The following is a 17,571-nucleotide window of genomic DNA, read 5'->3' on the forward strand; positions in this document are numbered from 1 at the left end:
AAGCACTTAACTTCACATCTTATTGGCGTTGCAGCATAGGTTTTAGGAACCGTGCTGTATGGGAAGCCGCGCATTCCGCGACGGTTTCCGGCGTGCCAGAGACTAAAATCTCACCGCCGCCACTGCCACCTTCTGGCCCCAGATCGACAATCCAGTCTGCGGTCTTAATCACATCCAGATTATGCTCAATGACCACGATGGTATTGCCTTGATCTCGTAACTGGTGCAATACCGCCAGTAGCTGCTGGATATCGGCAAAGTGCAGGCCAGTGGTTGGTTCATCCAGAATATACAAGGTTTGACCGGTGCCGCGTTTTGACAATTCGCGCGACAGTTTCACTCGCTGCGCTTCCCCACCTGATAAGGTGGTTGCCGACTGGCCCAGACAAATATAGGACAGGCCAACATCCATCAAGGTTTGCAGCTTGCGGGCTAATGCTGGCACCGCATCAAAGAATTCGCGCGCTTCTTCGATAGTCATCGCCAGCACTTCATGAATACTCTTGCCCTTGTATTTAACTTCCAGTGTCTCGCGGTTATAGCGCTTACCTTTACACTGATCGCAAGGTACGTAGATGTCGGGCAGGAAGTGCATTTCAACTTTAATCACCCCATCCCCCTGACAAGCTTCGCAACGTCCGCCCTTCACATTGAAGCTAAAACGGCCCGGTGTATAACCGCGAGCGCGTGATTCTGGTACGCCAGCGAACAGTTCGCGAATCGGGGTAAAGATGCCGGTATAGGTGGCCGGGTTAGAGCGCGGTGTCCGGCCAATAGGGCTTTGGTCAATATCGATAACTTTATCGAAATGCTCCAGCCCATGGATATCGCGATATGGGGCCGGTTCAGTAATAGTTGCGCCGTTCAGTTGGCGCTGCGCAATCGGGTATAAAGTATCGTTAATCAGTGTTGATTTACCCGAGCCGGAGACACCGGTAATGCAGGTGAACAGCCCGACAGGCAGCGTCAGCGTGACATCTTTCAGGTTATTACCACTGGCTCCCATCAGTTTTAATACTTTGCTCGGATCACCCGCGACGCGTTGCGCCGGTATGGCGATTTCTCGTTTCCCGCTCAGGAACTGGCCCGTTAATGATTCTGGCGTGGCCATAATGTCATCGACGGTACCTTCCGCTACGACTTCACCGCCATGCACACCGGCACCCGGGCCGATATCTATCACATGGTCAGCTGCGCGGATAGCATCTTCATCATGCTCGACCACAATTACGGTATTACCCAAATTACGTAGGTGAATCAGGGTTTCTAATAAACGTTCATTATCGCGCTGATGCAAGCCGATGGACGGCTCATCAAGCACGTACATGACGCCGACCAAACCGGCACCAATCTGGCTTGCCAGGCGGATACGCTGCGCCTCGCCACCGGATAACGTTTCTGCCGAGCGGGACAGTGACAGATAATTTAGACCGACGTTGACCAAAAACGTCAATCGCTCGCCGATTTCTTTCAGAATTTTATCGGCAATTTGCGCTCTTTGGCCGCTCAATTTTAAGTTCTTGAAAAACTCAAGGGCATCGCCGATGCTCATATCCGAGATTTTCGGTAGCGGGGTATTTTGCACAAAGACATAACGTGCTTCTTTGCGCAGGCGGGTACCTTCACAGGAAGCACAAGAGCGGTTGCTGATAAATTTGGCTAACTCTTCGCGCACAGCACTGGATTCCGTCTCTTTATAACGGCGTTCCATATTGTGCAGTACCCCCTCAAATGGGTGGCGGCGAACAGTGGTATCACCACGGTCATTAATATATTTGAATTCGATGGTGTCTTTGCCGGAGCCGTACAGCACGGCTTTTTGTATGTCGGCACTCAGCGAATTAAAGGGCGCTTCGATATCAAACTTGTAGTGATCCGCCAGTGAACGCAGCATCTGGAAATAATAGAAGTTACGGCGATCCCAGCCACGAATAGCCCCACCCGCCAGTGACAGCTCAGGATTTTGCAGCACGCGGTCGGGGTCAAAGAACTGCTGCACACCCAGACCATCACAGGTCGGGCAAGCGCCCGCCGGATTGTTAAAGGAGAACAGGCGTGGCTCCAACTCGCTCATGCTATAGCCGCAAATCGGGCAGGCAAAGTTGGCGGAGAATAACAGCTCTTCGGCGTGTGGGTCATCCATATCGGCAACCACAGCAGTACCGCCGGATAACTCCAGTGCGGTTTCAAATGATTCAGCCAGGCGCTGCGCCAGATCTTCACGGACTTTAAAGCGATCGACCACGACTTCAATAGTGTGTTTCTTCTGCAATTCTAATTTCGGAGGATCAGAAAGATCGCAGACTTCGCCGTCGATCCGCGCCCGAATGTAGCCCTGCATCGCCAGATTTTCCAAGGTTTTGGTATGTTCGCCTTTGCGATCTTTTACCACTGGCGCCAGTAACATCAGGCGGCGACCTTCGGGCTGACTGATGACGTTATCCACCATCTGGCTGACCGTTTGGGCGGCTAACGGAACATCGTGGTCGGGGCAGCGCGGTTCACCCACGCGAGCAAACAGCAGGCGCAGGTAATCATGAATTTCAGTGATGGTTCCCACGGTAGATCGCGGGTTATGGGAAGTCGATTTTTGCTCGATAGAGATAGCCGGAGACAGACCTTCAATATGGTCAACATCCGGTTTTTCCATCAGCGATAAAAATTGGCGGGCATAGGCGGAGAGAGACTCAACATAGCGACGTTGCCCTTCAGCATACAGGGTATCAAAAGCCAGTGAGGACTTACCTGAACCCGATAAGCCGGTGACAACAATCAGTTTGTCGCGCGGGATAATCAGGTTGATATTCTTAAGATTATGGGTGCGAGCGCCCCGAACTTCGATATTATCCATTCAAACATTTCCCGGATTAAAACTGAGCCTCTCACTGTGTCTTTATCGCGTTTATACCCTTCGTACTTGAAACTGTAGGGTTGTTAGCTACGTTCACGCACCCGGATCACTAACTTGTGTCAGCTCATCGGGATTTGTTCACTTGCCGCCTATACCTGCAATTCCAATTACTTTGGGTAATATTATCGGTGCACTTTGCAACGCCGAAAAAGGGACACAGCCAGTACGAAACGGATAATTATGACACAAAAAAACCTGAATGGATATCCAGTATATGAGTGCAATTAAGGCAGTTGTCACGATAAATCTGTAATGCATTCCGCAGTTATGATCTGTTGTGCCGTTTGGTGGTTAGCGTGTTAAACTTACTCGTTTATACTGTACAAAATTTACTTCATCAGGAGAGTTCACATGGCCAGCAGAGGCGTAAACAAAGTGATTTTGGTCGGGAATTTGGGCCAAGACCCGGAAGTCCGCTACATGCCTAACGGCGGCGCTGTTGCCAATATCACCCTGGCCACTTCCGAAAGCTGGCGTGATAAAGCAACCGGCGAGCAGAAAGAAAAGACGGAATGGCACCGTGTAGTGTTATTCGGCAAACTGGCTGAAGTGGCTGGTGAATATCTGCGCAAAGGCTCTCAGGTCTATATTGAAGGCGCATTGCAAACCCGTAAGTGGCAGGATCAAAGCGGCCAAGAGCGTTATACCACTGAAGTTGTGGTTAACGTGGGTGGCACCATGCAAATGCTCGGTGGCCGTCAGGGCGGCGGTGCTCCAGCTGGTGGTGGCGCACCACAACAAGACGGTGGCGCGCAAGGTGGTTGGGGTCAGCCTCAGCAACCTCAAGGCGGTAACCAGTTCAGCGGCGGTCAGACTTCACGCCCAGCTCAGGCAGCGCCAGCAGCACAACCACAAGGCGGCAATGAGCCACCAATGGATTTTGACGACGACATCCCGTTCTGATATTTCCCTTTCTGTATAAAGACAAAATCTACCAGACCCCGCAAATGCGGGGTTTTTTATATTTATTGAATCAACGTATTTATTCAGCTAAGGCATTGCGGCCATTTTTCTGCACTGTTGTTGCAGGCCGGTAAGAATACTGTCTGCTAAATCAGCAGGAAAGTTGGGTGGAAGTTGAGCTGTTGTGCGCTTGATAACATCAGGTGTTGCGGTAATAACTTCGTCAATTATTTGGTCTGCCTGAAGGCCACCCATACCTGCAAGCTCAGCTTGCTTACGCCAATGACGCCGCTGGATTTGATTAATTAAATAATAATTTTCACTCCCACGCACCGCCATGGCTAATTTACTTTTCTGCAATGCGATTTGATTACTGCCCGAGCCTGTAATTGGGTGAGTTGATAACACGTCATAGAATGGGGTGAGTTCGTAGTGACTACCCGGTAAATGTGCAATGCTAAAGTTCTTGGCATGACCATCGGTGGCAGCTAATAACCAGAAAACGACCTGTACTTTAAAAAATGCGACTCTGTCAGCTTCTGCATTGTCTGAGCTGCTGAGTATTTCCATTATGTTCGTGATCCCTGGGCCGCCATCAGCCTGATACTTTCTTAACGGAGATATACCCGTAGCCTGGCACATATCTTCCTGAGGGAGTCTTATTATCCAGCTACCGTCACTGGATAATCTGCGATCAAAACGCTTTACGATCAATGCTTTTTGATCTTCAAATACCCCAATTTCGCTGCTTGCCACCGGTAGATTATAATTTTCCAAGATTTTTCCACACAGCCACTCATTTTCAATGGAAGTGTGCATATCTGCTTTCATATTACCCACCAGACCCAGCGGTAATTTAAATATATGTGTCGTAGGTGTACTTCCTTGGGGGCGATTCCAGCAACCATTGTGAAATAACAGCGCCGTTTTTTCCTGTGCTCCGGCGATAGATAATCTCAGGTCATGTTGATGATCGGAATATCCTAAGGTTTTATCAGATAGAGAATTTCGTAATATCTCGGCGATATCATGCTCGGTTAATGGTTCGTGCTGAATTGAATGCAAATCAGTGGGTTCTTCATTCTCCGCAAGCAGCTGTATTGCGCCAACACAATCCCTACCTAGCTCAATAAGCAGATCGAATGGGTCAATACTGTTCGCGTGATATTTTGTTGCCAGACGCCGTCTGATTTCATCGCTATCGGGTAACAAATTATCAAAATAGTCTTTAACTACCTGCCCGCGGTAGATGCTATTACCTGGAGTAAAGGGAAGTGATAGTGACAACGGTCGTCCTTGCTCACTGGAGACCCACTCTTGAGTATAAGCGAGATATTCTTCACCCTGGCGCTTTTCCCAATAGCCAACCAGCTGGCCATTCATCCAGATATTGAGTCTTTGTCTCCGGGCCATATCACCAATACTCCTTTTTCGATGGATTACTCGAGCTTTCTGTCGATATATCGATTTTAATATTTTGTTTTTTATCGACTTTATAATCTTTCTCGCTGCACCTCTCTGCGAGGATTATTTCTGCATCCAGGAGTTGTAACACCTTAAAAAGTCTTTCGACGCTGACTGATGTCGGATTGGCTTCCAGCTTCGCATAGGTTTGTTGTGTAATCCCCAATAGCTTTGCAACCTCTGCTTGAGTCAGTGCCTTTTTCTTCCGAAAGCCGATAAGCGTTGGCCGTAACTGACTCAAGATTTTAATTGGATAGTTCATAGCAACCTCGATAGCGATTCAGAACCTAAAAGTATTTCCATACATATTATAGTCTGTAATTTCAATATACAGCTAATAAGCTGTAAATATAAAATACAGACTATAGACTGTAAATATGCAATGCACATTATAGTCTGTAATTTTGCGATACAGCTAATAAGCTGTAAATCATTAATACAGCCTAAAGATTGTAAAATGTACTGATTGAGCTTTAACGTTACTCTCTAGTCGGTACAGTCGGAGCCGATTGGGATGAGATGAATAAATGGTCTATTTCTCCATCAACTATAATCAGCCTTATGTGTTCCAACACCGCCTGTTAATCAAGTTGTTCAATTCCTAATAACATGGAGCCCGATCATGGTCATTGTTCACCATCTGAATAATTCACGTTCACAGCGTATTTTGTGGATGCTGGAAGAGTTGCAAGTTCCCTATGAGTTGAAGCGCTATCAGCGCGACCCCGGTAGTTTACTGGCTCCGCCGGAGTTGAAAAAAATTCATCCACTAGGGAAATCACCGGTGATTACTGATGGCGATCTGACGTTGGCTGAGTCGGGTGCCATTATCGAGTATTTACAGGAAACCTATGATGCACAGGGGCAATTTAAGCCCACGGGTCATTATGACCGCCAGCAATTTCGCTACTGGATGCATTATGCGGAGGGCTCATTGATGCCATTGTTGGTGATGAAACTTATCTTCAGCCGGTTTGGCGGGCCGCCAGTACCTTGGATTATTCGCCCGGTTGCCAAAGCTCTGGGAGATGGGGTGCAGAAAAGTTATCTGAATAAGCAAATTGCCACGCACCGCGATTATTTGGAGCAGCATTTAACGCAAAATCTATGGTTTGCCGGCCGAGATTTCAGTGCTGCCGATATCCAAATGAGCTTTCCTATCGAGGCAATCAACACCCGTGGCGGCCTGGAAGGGTTCCCGAAACTGCAAGATTTCTTAGTGCGTATTCATCAGCGGCCAGCTTATCAACAGGCGATTGCCAAGGGCGGTGCCTTCACGTTAGAGAAGTAATCACCGCTGATGAAAACCAAGAATCACTGAAGGAAAACGGGTGTGAGGCGGCTCACACTTTCGTTTCCTGCTGCAATTAATGCTCCCGGACAAATTAATGTAAAAAAATGTATTAAATGTCGCTATCTGATGTTGCTTAGTCGCTGCAAATAGCTAGATAATCGTTTGCCTTAAATGGCATCTGCCCTAAACTTCGATTTTTTTTTCAGTCATGCGCACTTTCAGCTAATCGTTTGCTATTTTCTCTTTCACTTCGGTGCTGGAGGAATTGACGAGTTAATCGGCAGCGACGGAAACGATTACGTATGGAAAGGGCGCGTGACTTGCTGACTACATTTAAAATGACACACAGGGGACATAACCATGTCTAGCACCAATCCTCAAGCGAACCCGGCAGCAAAGCCAAAAGGTTCGCTTGATGCATTTTTCAAACTTAGTGAACGTGGCAGTAATGTACGCCAGGAAGTGCTGGCCGGTCTGACAACCTTCTTGGCTATGGTCTACTCGGTGATTGTTGTGCCGAGCATGCTGGGTAAAGCGGGCTTCCCACCAACAGCTGTATTTGTTGCGACCTGTCTGGTTGCTGGTTTGGGTTCTTTGCTGATGGGCTTGTGGGCGAATTTGCCGATGGCGATTGGTTGCGCCATCTCCCTGACCGCGTTTACGGCTTTCAGTTTGGTATTGGGCCAACATATCAGTATTCCTGTGGCATTGGGCGCGGTATTCCTGATGGGGGTGCTGTTTACCATTATTTCCGTCACCGGTATTCGTTCGTGGATATTGCGTAACTTACCAATGGGTGTGGCGCATGGTACCGGCATTGGTATCGGCCTGTTTCTGCTGCTGATTGCGGCGAACGGTGTCGGCTTGGTAATCAAAAACCCAATTGAAGGTTTACCTGTCGCGCTGGGCGCATTTACCTCCTTCCCGGTAATGATGACCTTACTGGGTTTGGCAGTAATTTTCGGTCTGGAAAAACTGCGGGTGCCGGGTGGCATTCTGTTCGTGATTATTGCCATCTCGGTTATCGGCCTGATTTTTGACCCAAGTGTGACTTATCAAGGGCTGTTCGCCATGCCAAGTTTGGCGGATGCAAACGGTAACTCGTTGATTTTCAGCTTGGATATCATGGGCGCATTAAAACCGGTGGTGCTGCCAAGTGTGTTGGCGCTGGTGATGACCGCGGTCTTTGATGCTACCGGCACCATCCGTGCAGTTGCCGGGCAAGCTAACTTGCTGGATAAAGATGGCCAGATTATCAGTGGCGGCAAAGCCCTGACGTCTGACTCCGTCAGCAGCATTTTTGCGGGTTTGGTGGGTGCGGCTCCTGCTGCGGTATATATTGAATCTGCTGCCGGTACTGCGGCGGGGGGTAAAACTGGCCTGACAGCGACTGTCGTCGGTATCCTATTCTTGCTGATTCTATTCCTCTCTCCGCTTTCCTATTTGGTGCCCGCTTATGCCACCGCTCCGGCCCTGATGTATGTCGGTTTGCTGATGCTAAGCAATGTATCCAAACTGGACTTTGACGATTTCGTTGACGCGATGTCCGGCTTGCTTTGTGCGGTATTTATCGTGCTGACCTGCAATATCGTCACCGGCATTATGCTGGGCTTCAGTTCACTGGTGATTGGCCGTATTTGCTCTGGCGAATGGCGTAAACTGAATCTCGGTACCGTGATTATCGCCGTCGCGCTGGTGGCATTCTATGCCGGCGGCTGGGCGATTTAGAGCTTACCCCATTAGGGCTATTTTATTGGCCATTTTGAACCTGGGCAGTGCTCAGAATCCTCACGTACTACGTGTACGCTCCGGTTCTTGCGCGCTGTCCGTGTTCAAACTGACTGCAACAATCACGCCTACTGGGATAAGTTCTTCATCCCAATCTTGTCACTTTTTATATATCCCTACTTTCTTTGTATTTTCCTGCCCTCAGCAACAGGTTTTTTCCCGTTTTATAAAAAAGTGATCTACTATCAAAAGCTGTGAGCCAGCCCTGTTTACGGGCGGGTGCGGTCAGGTCTTATGTTGTGTTGAGTCTAAGGAAAGCATGGAAATCTTTTTTACAATCCTCATTCTAATTTTGGTGGTGTCGCTTTCAGGCGTTGTCACGAGGATGCTACCGTTTCAAGTCCCCCTCCCTTTAATGCAGATTGTCTGTGGTGCCTTATTGGCCTTTCCCCACTTTGGTTTGCATGTCGATTTTGACCCGGAATTATTCCTGGTGCTGTTTATTCCGCCGTTGCTATTTGCTGATGGCTGGAAAACACCGACGCGGGAGTTTATTCATCATGGGCGGGAAATCTTTGGCTTGGCTCTGGCTTTAGTCTTAGTCACGGTGGTGGGGATTGGCTATCTGATTTACTGGATGGTACCGGGAATTCCGTTAGTGGCCGCTTTCGCGCTGGCTGCGGTATTGTCACCAACCGATGCCGTGGCGTTATCCGGTATCGTGGGGAAAGGGCGAATACCTAAATCTATTATGGGTGTGCTGGAAGGGGAGGCGTTGATGAATGATGCCTCTGGTCTGGTTGCACTGAAGTTTGCCATCGCAGTGGCGATGGGCACCATGGTGTTCACGGTCTCTGGCGCTACCTTAGAATTCCTGAAAGTGGCGATTGGCGGGCTGTTAGCGGGGGTGGCGGTGACTTGGTTGTACAGTAAGTCGCTGCGCCTGATGAGCCGCTGGAGTGGCGATGATCCGGCAACACAAATTGTTTTGCTGCTGTTGTTACCCTTTGCTTCTTATCTGATTGCTGAACATATTGGTGTTTCCGGCATCTTGGCCGCCGTGGCGGCGGGGATGACCATCAGCCAATCCGGGGTGATTCGTAATGCCCCACTGACGATGCGGTTACGCGCGGACAGTGTGTGGTCGATGCTGGAGTTTGTGTTTAACGGCATGGTGTTTATCCTGCTGGGGCTGCAATTGCCGGGGATTCTGGAAACCTCAATCGTGCAGGCTGAACTGGACCCAACCATTCAAACCTGGAACCTGTTTGCGGATGTCGCCATCATTTACGGTGCGCTGCTGGTCTTGCGTTTTGGCTGGCTGTGGTCGATGAAAAAAATCAGTAAACGCTTATTGAGCAAGCGGCCACTGGAGTTTAGCAATTACACCACGCGCGAGCTGTGGGTAGCGTCATTCGCCGGGGTACGTGGGGCGATTACCTTAGCGGGTGTGCTGTCTATCCCGCTCTTCCTCAGTGACGGCTCGGCCTTCCCATCTCGCTATCAATTGGTGTTTATCGCTACTGGCGTGATTCTGCTGTCGGTTATTGTCGGCGTCATTGCTTTACCGCCACTGCTGCGCGGTGTGGTTGTGGCAGATAAGAGCGCCAGCCGTGAAGAGATTCGTTTAGCGCGCGCCGCTGCGGCGGAAGTCGCGATTGTCAGCTTAAACAAGATGGAAGAGCGCCTGGCAGCCAGCAGTGAAGAAAATATCGACCCAGAGTTGCTCAAAGAGGTGAGCTCGCGCGTCATCGGTACTTTACGACGACGCACTGGCAGTAAAGATGAAATCGAGAACACCTTGTTGATCGAAAATCTGGAGCGGCGTTTTCGCTTAACTGCCCTACGGGCTGAGCGCGGCGAGCTGTATCACCTGCGCGCGACACAGAAAATCAGTAACGAAACCCTGCAAAAACTACTGCATGATTTGGATCTGCTGGAAGCGCTGTTGATCGAAAAAGAAGGTTAATTCCCCTCATCCGGCTGCTGCTCAGTGGCCGGTTTTATCTCCACTAACGATCCATTGGGCCAAAATTCACGGCAACGTGTAATCCACGCCTGAGCACTGTGAGAAAGGTAACTTCCTTGCCGCCAAATCAGCCCCAACTGCCACGGCATTAGTGGCTCTAAAGGCAACCATAGCAAGGCATTTTTATCCAGCCGCTGACAGATAGGTTCCGGCAAAATCGCGATACCAATATTGGCTTGCACCATGGCGGCAAGAAAATCCCACTGACCGCTGCGCACGGCGATTTGTGGGGTAAAACCTCCGGCAGTGAAAGCATCCATCAACTGACGATAAAGGGCGAAATCCTCGTTATAAATCAGGATGGGTTGGTCGGCTAATTCAGGAATACTGATGGTTGTGCGGTTGAGCCAAAATGCCGTGCGGGGGACCACGACACACAGTGGGTGGCTGAACAGCGGCAATGACGTCAGCGGTAAATCAGCATCAGCTGGCAGGGCGGTCAGCGCCAAATCCAATTCACCGGACAGCACTGCCTGTTGCACGGTTAAACCGCCGAACTCGGCAATTTGCAACTCTACCGCGGGGTAGCTGCGGCGAAATTCACTGATAAGCATCGCCATTTGTGTGCCAACCATGGGCGGAATACCTAGCCGCAGCATGCCTTTCTTCAACGAGCTAATATCTTCCAGCTCTGCTTCCAATTGTTGAAATTGGTCGAGTATTGCCAGTCCACGCTGATAGACCGCTTGTCCGCTGTCGGTCAAATGCAAGCGGCGGCCCTCACGGGTTAGCAGGCTACACTCCAGTTCGTTTTCCAGATTGCGCAGCATTTTGCTAATCGTTGGCTGAGTGACAAACAGTTTCTCTGCCGCTCGAGTGAAACTTTGCTGACGCACCACTTCGACGAAATAACGTAGCGTCCTAATATCCATCAGTTTTTCCTGTCAGTGAGTCACGCCAAAAGGGACGATGATAACTATGCCATTTAGGCATGATTATGATGATTTTAATTCATTTTTTGCAAGGTTGCCTGCGGCCTATACTGAGCACTGGCAAAATTTCCCTCTGAGGTTTCTCATGTTGTTGGCGTTACGCAGTTTTGCGCCGTCGGTTCTGACACGCTTACAGGTGCCGGTTCAGGTGGCACTGTATGCTGGTCTATTTATCATTGCTGATCAGCTGGTTAGTGTTTTCCATTTGCCATTGCCCGCTAATATCGTCGGCATGCTATTGCTGTTAGCCATGATTATGTTGCGGATTTTGCCAGTACGTTGGGTTCAGGCTGGCTCGCGTTGGTTGCTAGCCGAAATGCTGCTGTTTTTTGTGCCCGCGGTGGTGGCGGTGGTGAATTATGCTCAATTGATCATGGTGGATGGCTGGAAAATCTTTGCAGTCATCGCGGTCAGCACGACACTGACACTCGCGGCAACGGGCTTGGTAGTTGACCGGGTTTACCGTTTTGAGGTGTGGCTGCAACGCCGCAAGTCTACTCATCATGAATGATTTAATTATTAGCATTGCATGTTTTATGGCGACCTTGGCACTCTACTTCGCCAATAAAAAGCTCTATCGCCGCCGCCGTTCACTGCTACTGATGCCCTTAGTGCTGACCCCGATGGTTTTGGTGTTACTGCTGGTGGTCACCCATATCTCTTATCAAGATTATATTGGCGAAACACATTGGTTACTGTGGCTACTGGGGCCAGCGACTATCGCGTTTGCCGTGCCGGTTTATGAGAATTTATCGATAATTCGCCGCCATTGGCTCTCTCTCACTGCCGGTGTGATCACTGCCATCACAGTCGCGGTGGTCAGCTCGGTGTGGCTGGCGAAGTTATTAACGCTCTCGGAAGAAGTGCAACGTAGTTTGGCCGTGCGCTCAATTACGACCCCTTTTGCCCTGGAAGCGGCCAAGCAATTGGGCGGGCAGCCAGATTTAGTTGCACTGTTCGTCGTGATTACCGGAGTATTCGGCATGGCTGTGGGGGATTTACTGTTTCTGCGGCTGTCCGTGCGCAGTGGGCTGGCAAAAGGTGCTGGTCTGGGAGCCTCTTCCCATGGTGCTGGTACTGCTAAAGCTTACGAAATGGGGCAGCAGGAGGGCGTGGTATCCAGCCTGGTAATGATGCTCGCCGGTATTATCACCGTTATTGGCGCGCCCTTAATCGGCCATTTGCTATGGTGACAATCGGTTTTATTTTTTGCTGGAAATATTTAAAATTATATTTTATATGGTGAGCTAATTAACTTTTTGTATTTAATTTCCTGTGGGGATGTTATTTTTAAGGGGTTGTTTATTTTTTAAATAAACATTAATCTCTGTCGTCTAGAGCATTATTTTCTCTATTTACTACAAGGATACGTAGCATGATAAATTTCTCAGAATTTAATAGTAATAATGCTATAGAAGATAATGTGGTTGGTATAGCATTTACAGAGATGTTTAAGAAGAATGGCTTGCGAGCCTATGGAACTCGCGTTAAACAGGGGAAGCGAGTCGGTTGCCACAGCCATGTTAACGATGAAGAGTGGTATATTATTATCTCTGGTGAAGGCGCTATTTGGACCGCTGATGTTATTGCCGGAACGTTAAAAAATAAGCGTGTCGATCAGTTTTCTAAAGGTGCTGTATTTTGTATTTATCCTAATACAGCGCATCAACTTACTGCAAAGACTGACGTTGAATTTGTCTTTTTATGTCCAGAGTCACATATTTCCCATGACCGAATTTTGTTTGATGATATTGCGAACGATATGGACTGAAATAAATTTCAGTGAGTTAAATTTGAAGAATATAAAAAAGGGTGAGGAGAACCTCACCCACAAATACTCAATGAAAACGCCCAAAGTAATGAATACTGTTTAATCCCTTGTCAGTGAATAACTTGTGCCAGAAATGCTTTGGTGCGCTCAGATTTTGGATGAGAGAAGAATTCAGCCGGTGGCGCTTGCTCAACAATTTCTCCGCGGTCCATAAAAATAACCCGATCTGCAACGGTACGGGCAAAACCCATTTCGTGGGTGACGCACAGCATCGTCATCCCCTCATGCGCCAGACTTATCATGGTATCCAGCACCTCTTTGACCATCTCAGGGTCCAAGGCCGAAGTGGGTTCGTCAAACAGCATAATTTTCGGCTTCATACACAGCGAACGGGCAATGGCTACCCGCTGCTGTTGCCCACCAGAAAGCTGACCGGGGAACTTATGCGCATGCTCGGCAATTCGAACGCGTTGCAAATAGTGCATTGCCAACTCATCGGCTTCTTTCTTGGGTATTTTACGAACCCAGCTTGGGGCCAGAGTGCAGTTTTGCATGACGGTTAAATGTGGGAACAAATTGAAATGCTGGAATACCATGCCAACCTCGGTGCGCACTCGCTCGATGTTACGTAAATCATCGTTAAGCTCAATGCCATCCACCATGATTTTCCCCTGCTGATGCTCTTCCAAATGGTTGATGCAGCGGATCGTCGTGGATTTACCAGAGCCTGAAGGGCCACATAACACGATGCGTTCGCCGGGACGGACATGTAAATTGATATCTTTCAATACGTGGAACTGCCCGTACCACTTATTGACGTTTTCCAGCGTAATCATCATCTTATCGCCTTGGGTCGGCTGATTGTCGCTCATGTTTGGCCTCAATGTGTGGAACGTCCGGTGTGAAAGCGCTTCTCCAGATGCTGGCTATAGCGCGACATGCTGAAACAGAAAATCCAGTAAACTGCGGCGGCAAAAACATAACCCTCGGTTGACATCCCCAGCCACGCTGGGTCGACAGTGGCTTGTTGCACGCTGCTGAACAGATCAAATAAACCAATGATGATCACCAGACTGGTATCTTTAAACAGGGCGATGATGGTGTTCACCAGCCCCGGAATGACCATTTTCAGCGCCTGTGGCAGAATCACCAGCCCTTGTGTTTTCCAGTAGCCCAGCCCTAGCGACTCTGCGGCTTCAGTCTGGCCTCTGGGTAAAGCTTGCAGCCCGCCTCGCACCACTTCTGCCACATAGGCTGATTGGAACAACACCACCCCCACCAATGCGCGGATCAGCTTGTCGATGCTGGTGCCTTCCGTCATAAACAGCGGCAACATGACCGAGGACATAAACAGCACGGTAATGAGCGGCACCCCACGCCAGAATTCGATAAATACCACCGACAGAATACGTACGACCGGCATGCTGGAGCGGCGTGCCAGTGCCAGCAAGATGCCGAGCGGCAAAGCACCGGCAATACCGACGGCGGCGATGATCAGCGTGAGTGTCAGACCGCCCCATTGACGGGTTTCAACCAACGTTAGTCCGAAGAAACCGCCATATAGCATCATCCACACCAATAATGGATAGGCCACCATCCACACCACCAGATAGCGGCCACGACGTGGCATCGCGCGCCAAAACAGCGGTATCAACGTGAGCAAACCAATGATTAAGGTGGTATTGATACGCCAGCGCTGGTCGATGGGATAGAGGCCATACATAAACTGGCCAAAGCGCGCATGAATAAAGACCCAGCAGGCACCCTCGCGCGTGCAATCCGTGCGGGTTGTCCCGCGCCAGTTGGCGTGAAAAATAGCCCAATTCAGCAGCGGCGGGATCAATTGCCACATCAGCCATAAGCACAAGAGAGTCAGCAGGCTGTTGGTCCAACTGGAAAAAAGGTTCTTTCTGGCCCAAAAGACCATCCGATTCAACGGATTGCCGGGCCGCACTGCGCTGGGTGGTTCACGGCTTAATATCATCGTCATTCGCTTCCCTTAGCGCTCGACCAGCGCAATACGCCGGTTATAGAGATTCATTAAAAACGAAATAGACAGGCTGATAACCAAATAGACCGACATGGTGATGGCAATGGTTTCTATCGCCTGACCGGTTTGGTTCAGCACCGTTCCGGCAAACAGCGACACCATATCCGGGTAGCCGATTGCTGCCGCCAGTGAGGAGTTTTTGACGATATTCAAATATTGACTGGTCAGTGGCGGAATGATGACCCGCAGCGCCTGCGGCAGAATAACCTGGCGTAAGGTGACCGTATTGGGTAGCGCCAGTGAGCGTGCGGCTTCGTGTTGACCATGAGGGACGGACTGAATACCAGAGCGAATGACTTCAGCAATAAAAGTCGAGGTATAAACCGACAACGCCAACGTTAAGGCGGCCAGTTCAGGAATGAGCACCAATCCGCCTTTAAAATTAAACCCCTTAAGTTCTGGCAGCTCCCAGTGCAGCGCCGGGCCATACAGTAAATGAGCCAGTGCTGGCAGGACGATTAATAGCAGTAAACCAATAGGCCAGGTGCGATGAAATTGCCCGGTATGTAACTGGCGAAAATGGTTATAGCGAGATAATGCGATGATGAAAACAGCGGCTAGCAGCACGGCGAGTAATGCTGGCAAAAAACCGGCCGCAAACTCAGGGGACGGGAGATACAAACCGCGGTTGCTCAGGAATGCCACCCCGAAGGCATCCAAACTCTGCCTTGGCCCCGGTAAATTGCGCAAGACCGCGAAATACCAGAAAAAGATTTGTAGGAGCGGCGGAATATTACGGAATGTCTCGATATAGATAGTCGATAGTTTGCGTAATAGCCAGTTATCTGACAAACGCGCCAATCCGAGAAAGAAACCCAATATTGAAGCAAAGAAAATACACAAAACTGACACTAACAAGGTGTTGAGTAACCCCACCAGAAATACCCGGCCATAGGTATCGCCCTGTTGGTAGTCAATAAGGTGCTGAACAATGCCAAAACCGGCACTGTTATTCAGGAAGGCAAAGCCGGAGGTGATGCCCCGGGTTGAGAGGTTAGTAATAGTGTTATGGATTAGGTACGCACCGCATCCGATCAGTATCAAGAGCGCAATAATTTGATACAGCCAGGCGCGCACCGCTGGATTAGTCAGCGAAAAGGCACCTTTGACGGTTGGGCGTGGTGACATTGTGTGGGCCTCGGTCTGGGGAGTTCATCCGACAGGGCTGACCTGCCGGAAAAGTCGACTGTAATCAACGAATCGGAGGTGCGTATTGGAGGCCACCATTGTTCCACAACGCATTTTGACCGCGTTTGATTTTCAGCTCACTGCCCATCCCCACGTTACGGTCGAAGCTTTCGCCGTAGTTACCCACTTGTTTGACGATCTTAACTACCCAATCGTTAGGAACTTTCAAATCTTGGCCGTAGTTACCTTCTTGGCCTAACAGATGCGCCATATCGGGTGTGGTTGGTTTGGCCGCCAGAGCTTCGACGTTTTTCGACGTCACCCCCATTTCCTCGGCATTCAGCATGGCAAACAGGGTCCAGCGAACAATGGCGAACCAGTCTTCATCGCCACGGCGCACCACTGGGCCCAGTGGCTCTTTAGAGATAACTTCTGGCAATACGATAAATTCATCTGGTTTACCTAGCTTGATACGCAATGCATACAGTTGCGATTGGTCGGAAGCCAATGTGTCGCAGCGGCCAGAGTCCAGCGCTTTGGCGCTTTCATCGGAGCGATCGAAGGTCACTGGGGTGTATTGCATTTTGTTGGCTTTAAAGTAGTCAGCAACGTTCAACTCAGTGTCGGTACCGGCCTGAATGCAGACCGTGGCGCCGTCTAGCTCTTTGGCACTTTTCAGCCCGGCTTTATTGTGGGTCAGGAAGCCGATACCGTCATAGTAGTTCACGCCGGTAAACAACATGCCCATGCCTGCATCACGCGATGAGGTCCAGGTAGTGTTACGCGACAGAATATCGACTTCGCCAGATTGTAGGGCGGTGAAACGCTCTTTTGCCGTCAGCGGGGTGTATTTTACTTTTTCTGCATCACCGAAGATGGCGGCGGCCACGCCACGACAGACGTCAACATCAAGACCTGAGAATTTGCCGCTGGCATCTGCATAAGAGAAACCCGGTAACCCGTCACTGATACCGCATTGCACAAAACCTTTTTTCTTCACCGCATCCAAAGTAGTGCCCGCATGGGCTTGACCCGCTAATGCCACTAATGAAGCAGCAGCAACCAGCGTTGAAATCATTATTTTCTTCATGAAAGCGTCCTGTGAGGCAAAGTCGAGCCTATTTTAATTTTGTGGCGCACCCGTGATGCACCGTCGCTGTCTGTTGGCGTGTAGCCAGTTTGGTATTAGCAAACGGGATGCCAGAGTTGCACTTCATTGATCATCAGGCTAATTACTTGGGATTAACTCTTTGTAGGTGAATTCTGACAACGTGGAGTGCACATTAATGGGGCATTTGAGGGGGGATGGTGTCTTTTAGTGCAGAAAATTCTTATTTTCTTCGTGCGTCTGCGCTGAGAGC

Annotated in this window: 15 protein-coding genes; 7 read left to right on the top strand and 8 right to left on the bottom strand. The window is 49.6% G+C overall.

What is annotated here, in order from left to right; genetic code table 11:
* Positions 1-19: 19 nt before the first annotated feature.
* Positions 20-2,851 (bottom strand): excinuclease ABC subunit UvrA, encoded by a 2,832-nt coding sequence (gene uvrA / locus FTA96_RS21580; protein WP_050110800.1) that lies wholly within the window; start codon positions 2,849-2,851, stop codon positions 20-22.
* A gap of 411 nt (positions 2,852-3,262) precedes the next feature.
* Between uvrA and ssb1 the strand changes: the two genes are divergently transcribed.
* Positions 3,263-3,814 carry a single-stranded DNA-binding protein SSB1 gene (gene ssb1 / locus FTA96_RS21585; RefSeq protein ID WP_050110798.1) on the top strand — a complete coding sequence of 184 codons (552 nt, stop codon included), beginning with the start codon at positions 3,263-3,265 and terminating at the stop codon, positions 3,812-3,814.
* Between the two features lie 87 nt (positions 3,815-3,901).
* On the opposite strand, the gene FTA96_RS21590 is transcribed toward ssb1, so the two are convergent.
* On the bottom strand, positions 3,902-5,227 hold the full coding sequence (locus FTA96_RS21590; protein WP_050136301.1) for a type II toxin-antitoxin system HipA family toxin: 1,326 nt from the start codon (positions 5,225-5,227) through the stop codon (positions 3,902-3,904).
* A gap of 1 nt (position 5,228) precedes the next feature.
* Positions 5,229-5,540: a helix-turn-helix transcriptional regulator gene (locus FTA96_RS21595; RefSeq protein ID WP_087816763.1), complete on the bottom strand. Its 312-nt coding sequence runs from the start codon at positions 5,538-5,540 to the stop codon at positions 5,229-5,231.
* A gap of 360 nt (positions 5,541-5,900) precedes the next feature.
* Between FTA96_RS21595 and FTA96_RS21600 the strand changes: the two genes are divergently transcribed.
* The 3 genes from FTA96_RS21600 (at position 5,901) to FTA96_RS21610 (ending at position 10,269) form a co-directional block, all read left to right on the top strand.
* Entirely contained in the window at positions 5,901-6,569 is a 669-nt protein-coding gene (locus FTA96_RS21600; RefSeq protein ID WP_004711191.1) for a glutathione S-transferase family protein, read from the top strand.
* A 363-nt stretch (positions 6,570-6,932) separates the two neighbouring features.
* Positions 6,933-8,300, top strand: a complete 1,368-nt coding sequence (locus FTA96_RS21605; RefSeq protein WP_050110795.1) for an NCS2 family permease — start codon at positions 6,933-6,935, stop codon at positions 8,298-8,300.
* A 319-nt stretch (positions 8,301-8,619) separates the two neighbouring features.
* A complete protein-coding gene (locus FTA96_RS21610) occupies positions 8,620-10,269 on the top strand; it encodes a Na+/H+ antiporter (protein WP_050110793.1) in 1,650 nt (549 codons plus the stop codon).
* On the opposite strand, the gene FTA96_RS21615 is transcribed toward FTA96_RS21610, so the two are convergent.
* Complete coding sequence (locus tag FTA96_RS21615; protein ID WP_145535542.1) at positions 10,266-11,201, bottom strand: LysR family transcriptional regulator; 936 nt, start codon at positions 11,199-11,201, stop codon at positions 10,266-10,268. The two genes, FTA96_RS21610 and FTA96_RS21615, sit on opposite strands and share 4 nt — an antisense overlap.
* 145 nt (positions 11,202-11,346) lie before the next feature.
* On the opposite strand from FTA96_RS21615, the gene FTA96_RS21620 reads away from it, so the two are divergent.
* From FTA96_RS21620 to FTA96_RS21630, 3 genes are all read left to right on the top strand, one after another.
* A complete protein-coding gene (locus FTA96_RS21620; RefSeq protein WP_050123183.1) occupies positions 11,347-11,772 on the top strand; it encodes a CidA/LrgA family protein in 426 nt (141 codons plus the stop codon).
* The gene (locus tag FTA96_RS21625; RefSeq protein WP_050152443.1) at positions 11,765-12,454 is read left to right on the top strand and encodes an LrgB family protein; all 690 of its coding nucleotides are present in this window, start codon (positions 11,765-11,767) and stop codon (positions 12,452-12,454) included. The genes FTA96_RS21620 and FTA96_RS21625 overlap by 8 nt, the downstream gene beginning before the upstream one ends.
* A 182-nt stretch (positions 12,455-12,636) precedes the next feature.
* Entirely contained in the window at positions 12,637-13,032 is a 396-nt protein-coding gene (locus tag FTA96_RS21630) for a cupin domain-containing protein (protein WP_050110788.1), read from the top strand.
* Between the two features lie 110 nt (positions 13,033-13,142).
* Here the strand turns inward: FTA96_RS21630 and FTA96_RS21635 are convergent, their stop codons facing one another.
* From FTA96_RS21635 to FTA96_RS21650, 4 genes are all read right to left on the bottom strand, one after another.
* Positions 13,143-13,904 carry an amino acid ABC transporter ATP-binding protein gene (locus FTA96_RS21635; RefSeq protein WP_050110785.1) on the bottom strand — a complete coding sequence of 254 codons (762 nt, stop codon included), beginning with the start codon at positions 13,902-13,904 and terminating at the stop codon, positions 13,143-13,145.
* A gap of 8 nt (positions 13,905-13,912) precedes the next feature.
* Positions 13,913-15,022, bottom strand: coding sequence for an amino acid ABC transporter permease (locus FTA96_RS21640; RefSeq protein ID WP_050110784.1), 1,110 nt, complete (start codon positions 15,020-15,022; stop codon positions 13,913-13,915).
* A gap of 9 nt (positions 15,023-15,031) precedes the next feature.
* Positions 15,032-16,210, bottom strand: a complete 1,179-nt coding sequence (locus FTA96_RS21645) for an amino acid ABC transporter permease (protein WP_145574871.1) — start codon at positions 16,208-16,210, stop codon at positions 15,032-15,034.
* 64 nt (positions 16,211-16,274) lie between these two features.
* Positions 16,275-17,300: an amino acid ABC transporter substrate-binding protein gene (locus FTA96_RS21650; protein WP_050110780.1), complete on the bottom strand. Its 1,026-nt coding sequence runs from the start codon at positions 17,298-17,300 to the stop codon at positions 16,275-16,277.
* Between the last annotated feature and the right edge of the window lie 271 nt (positions 17,301-17,571).

This window comes from Yersinia alsatica, from assembly GCF_902170305.1.
GTDB classification, from domain to species: Bacteria; Pseudomonadota; Gammaproteobacteria; order Enterobacterales; family Enterobacteriaceae; genus Yersinia; species Yersinia alsatica.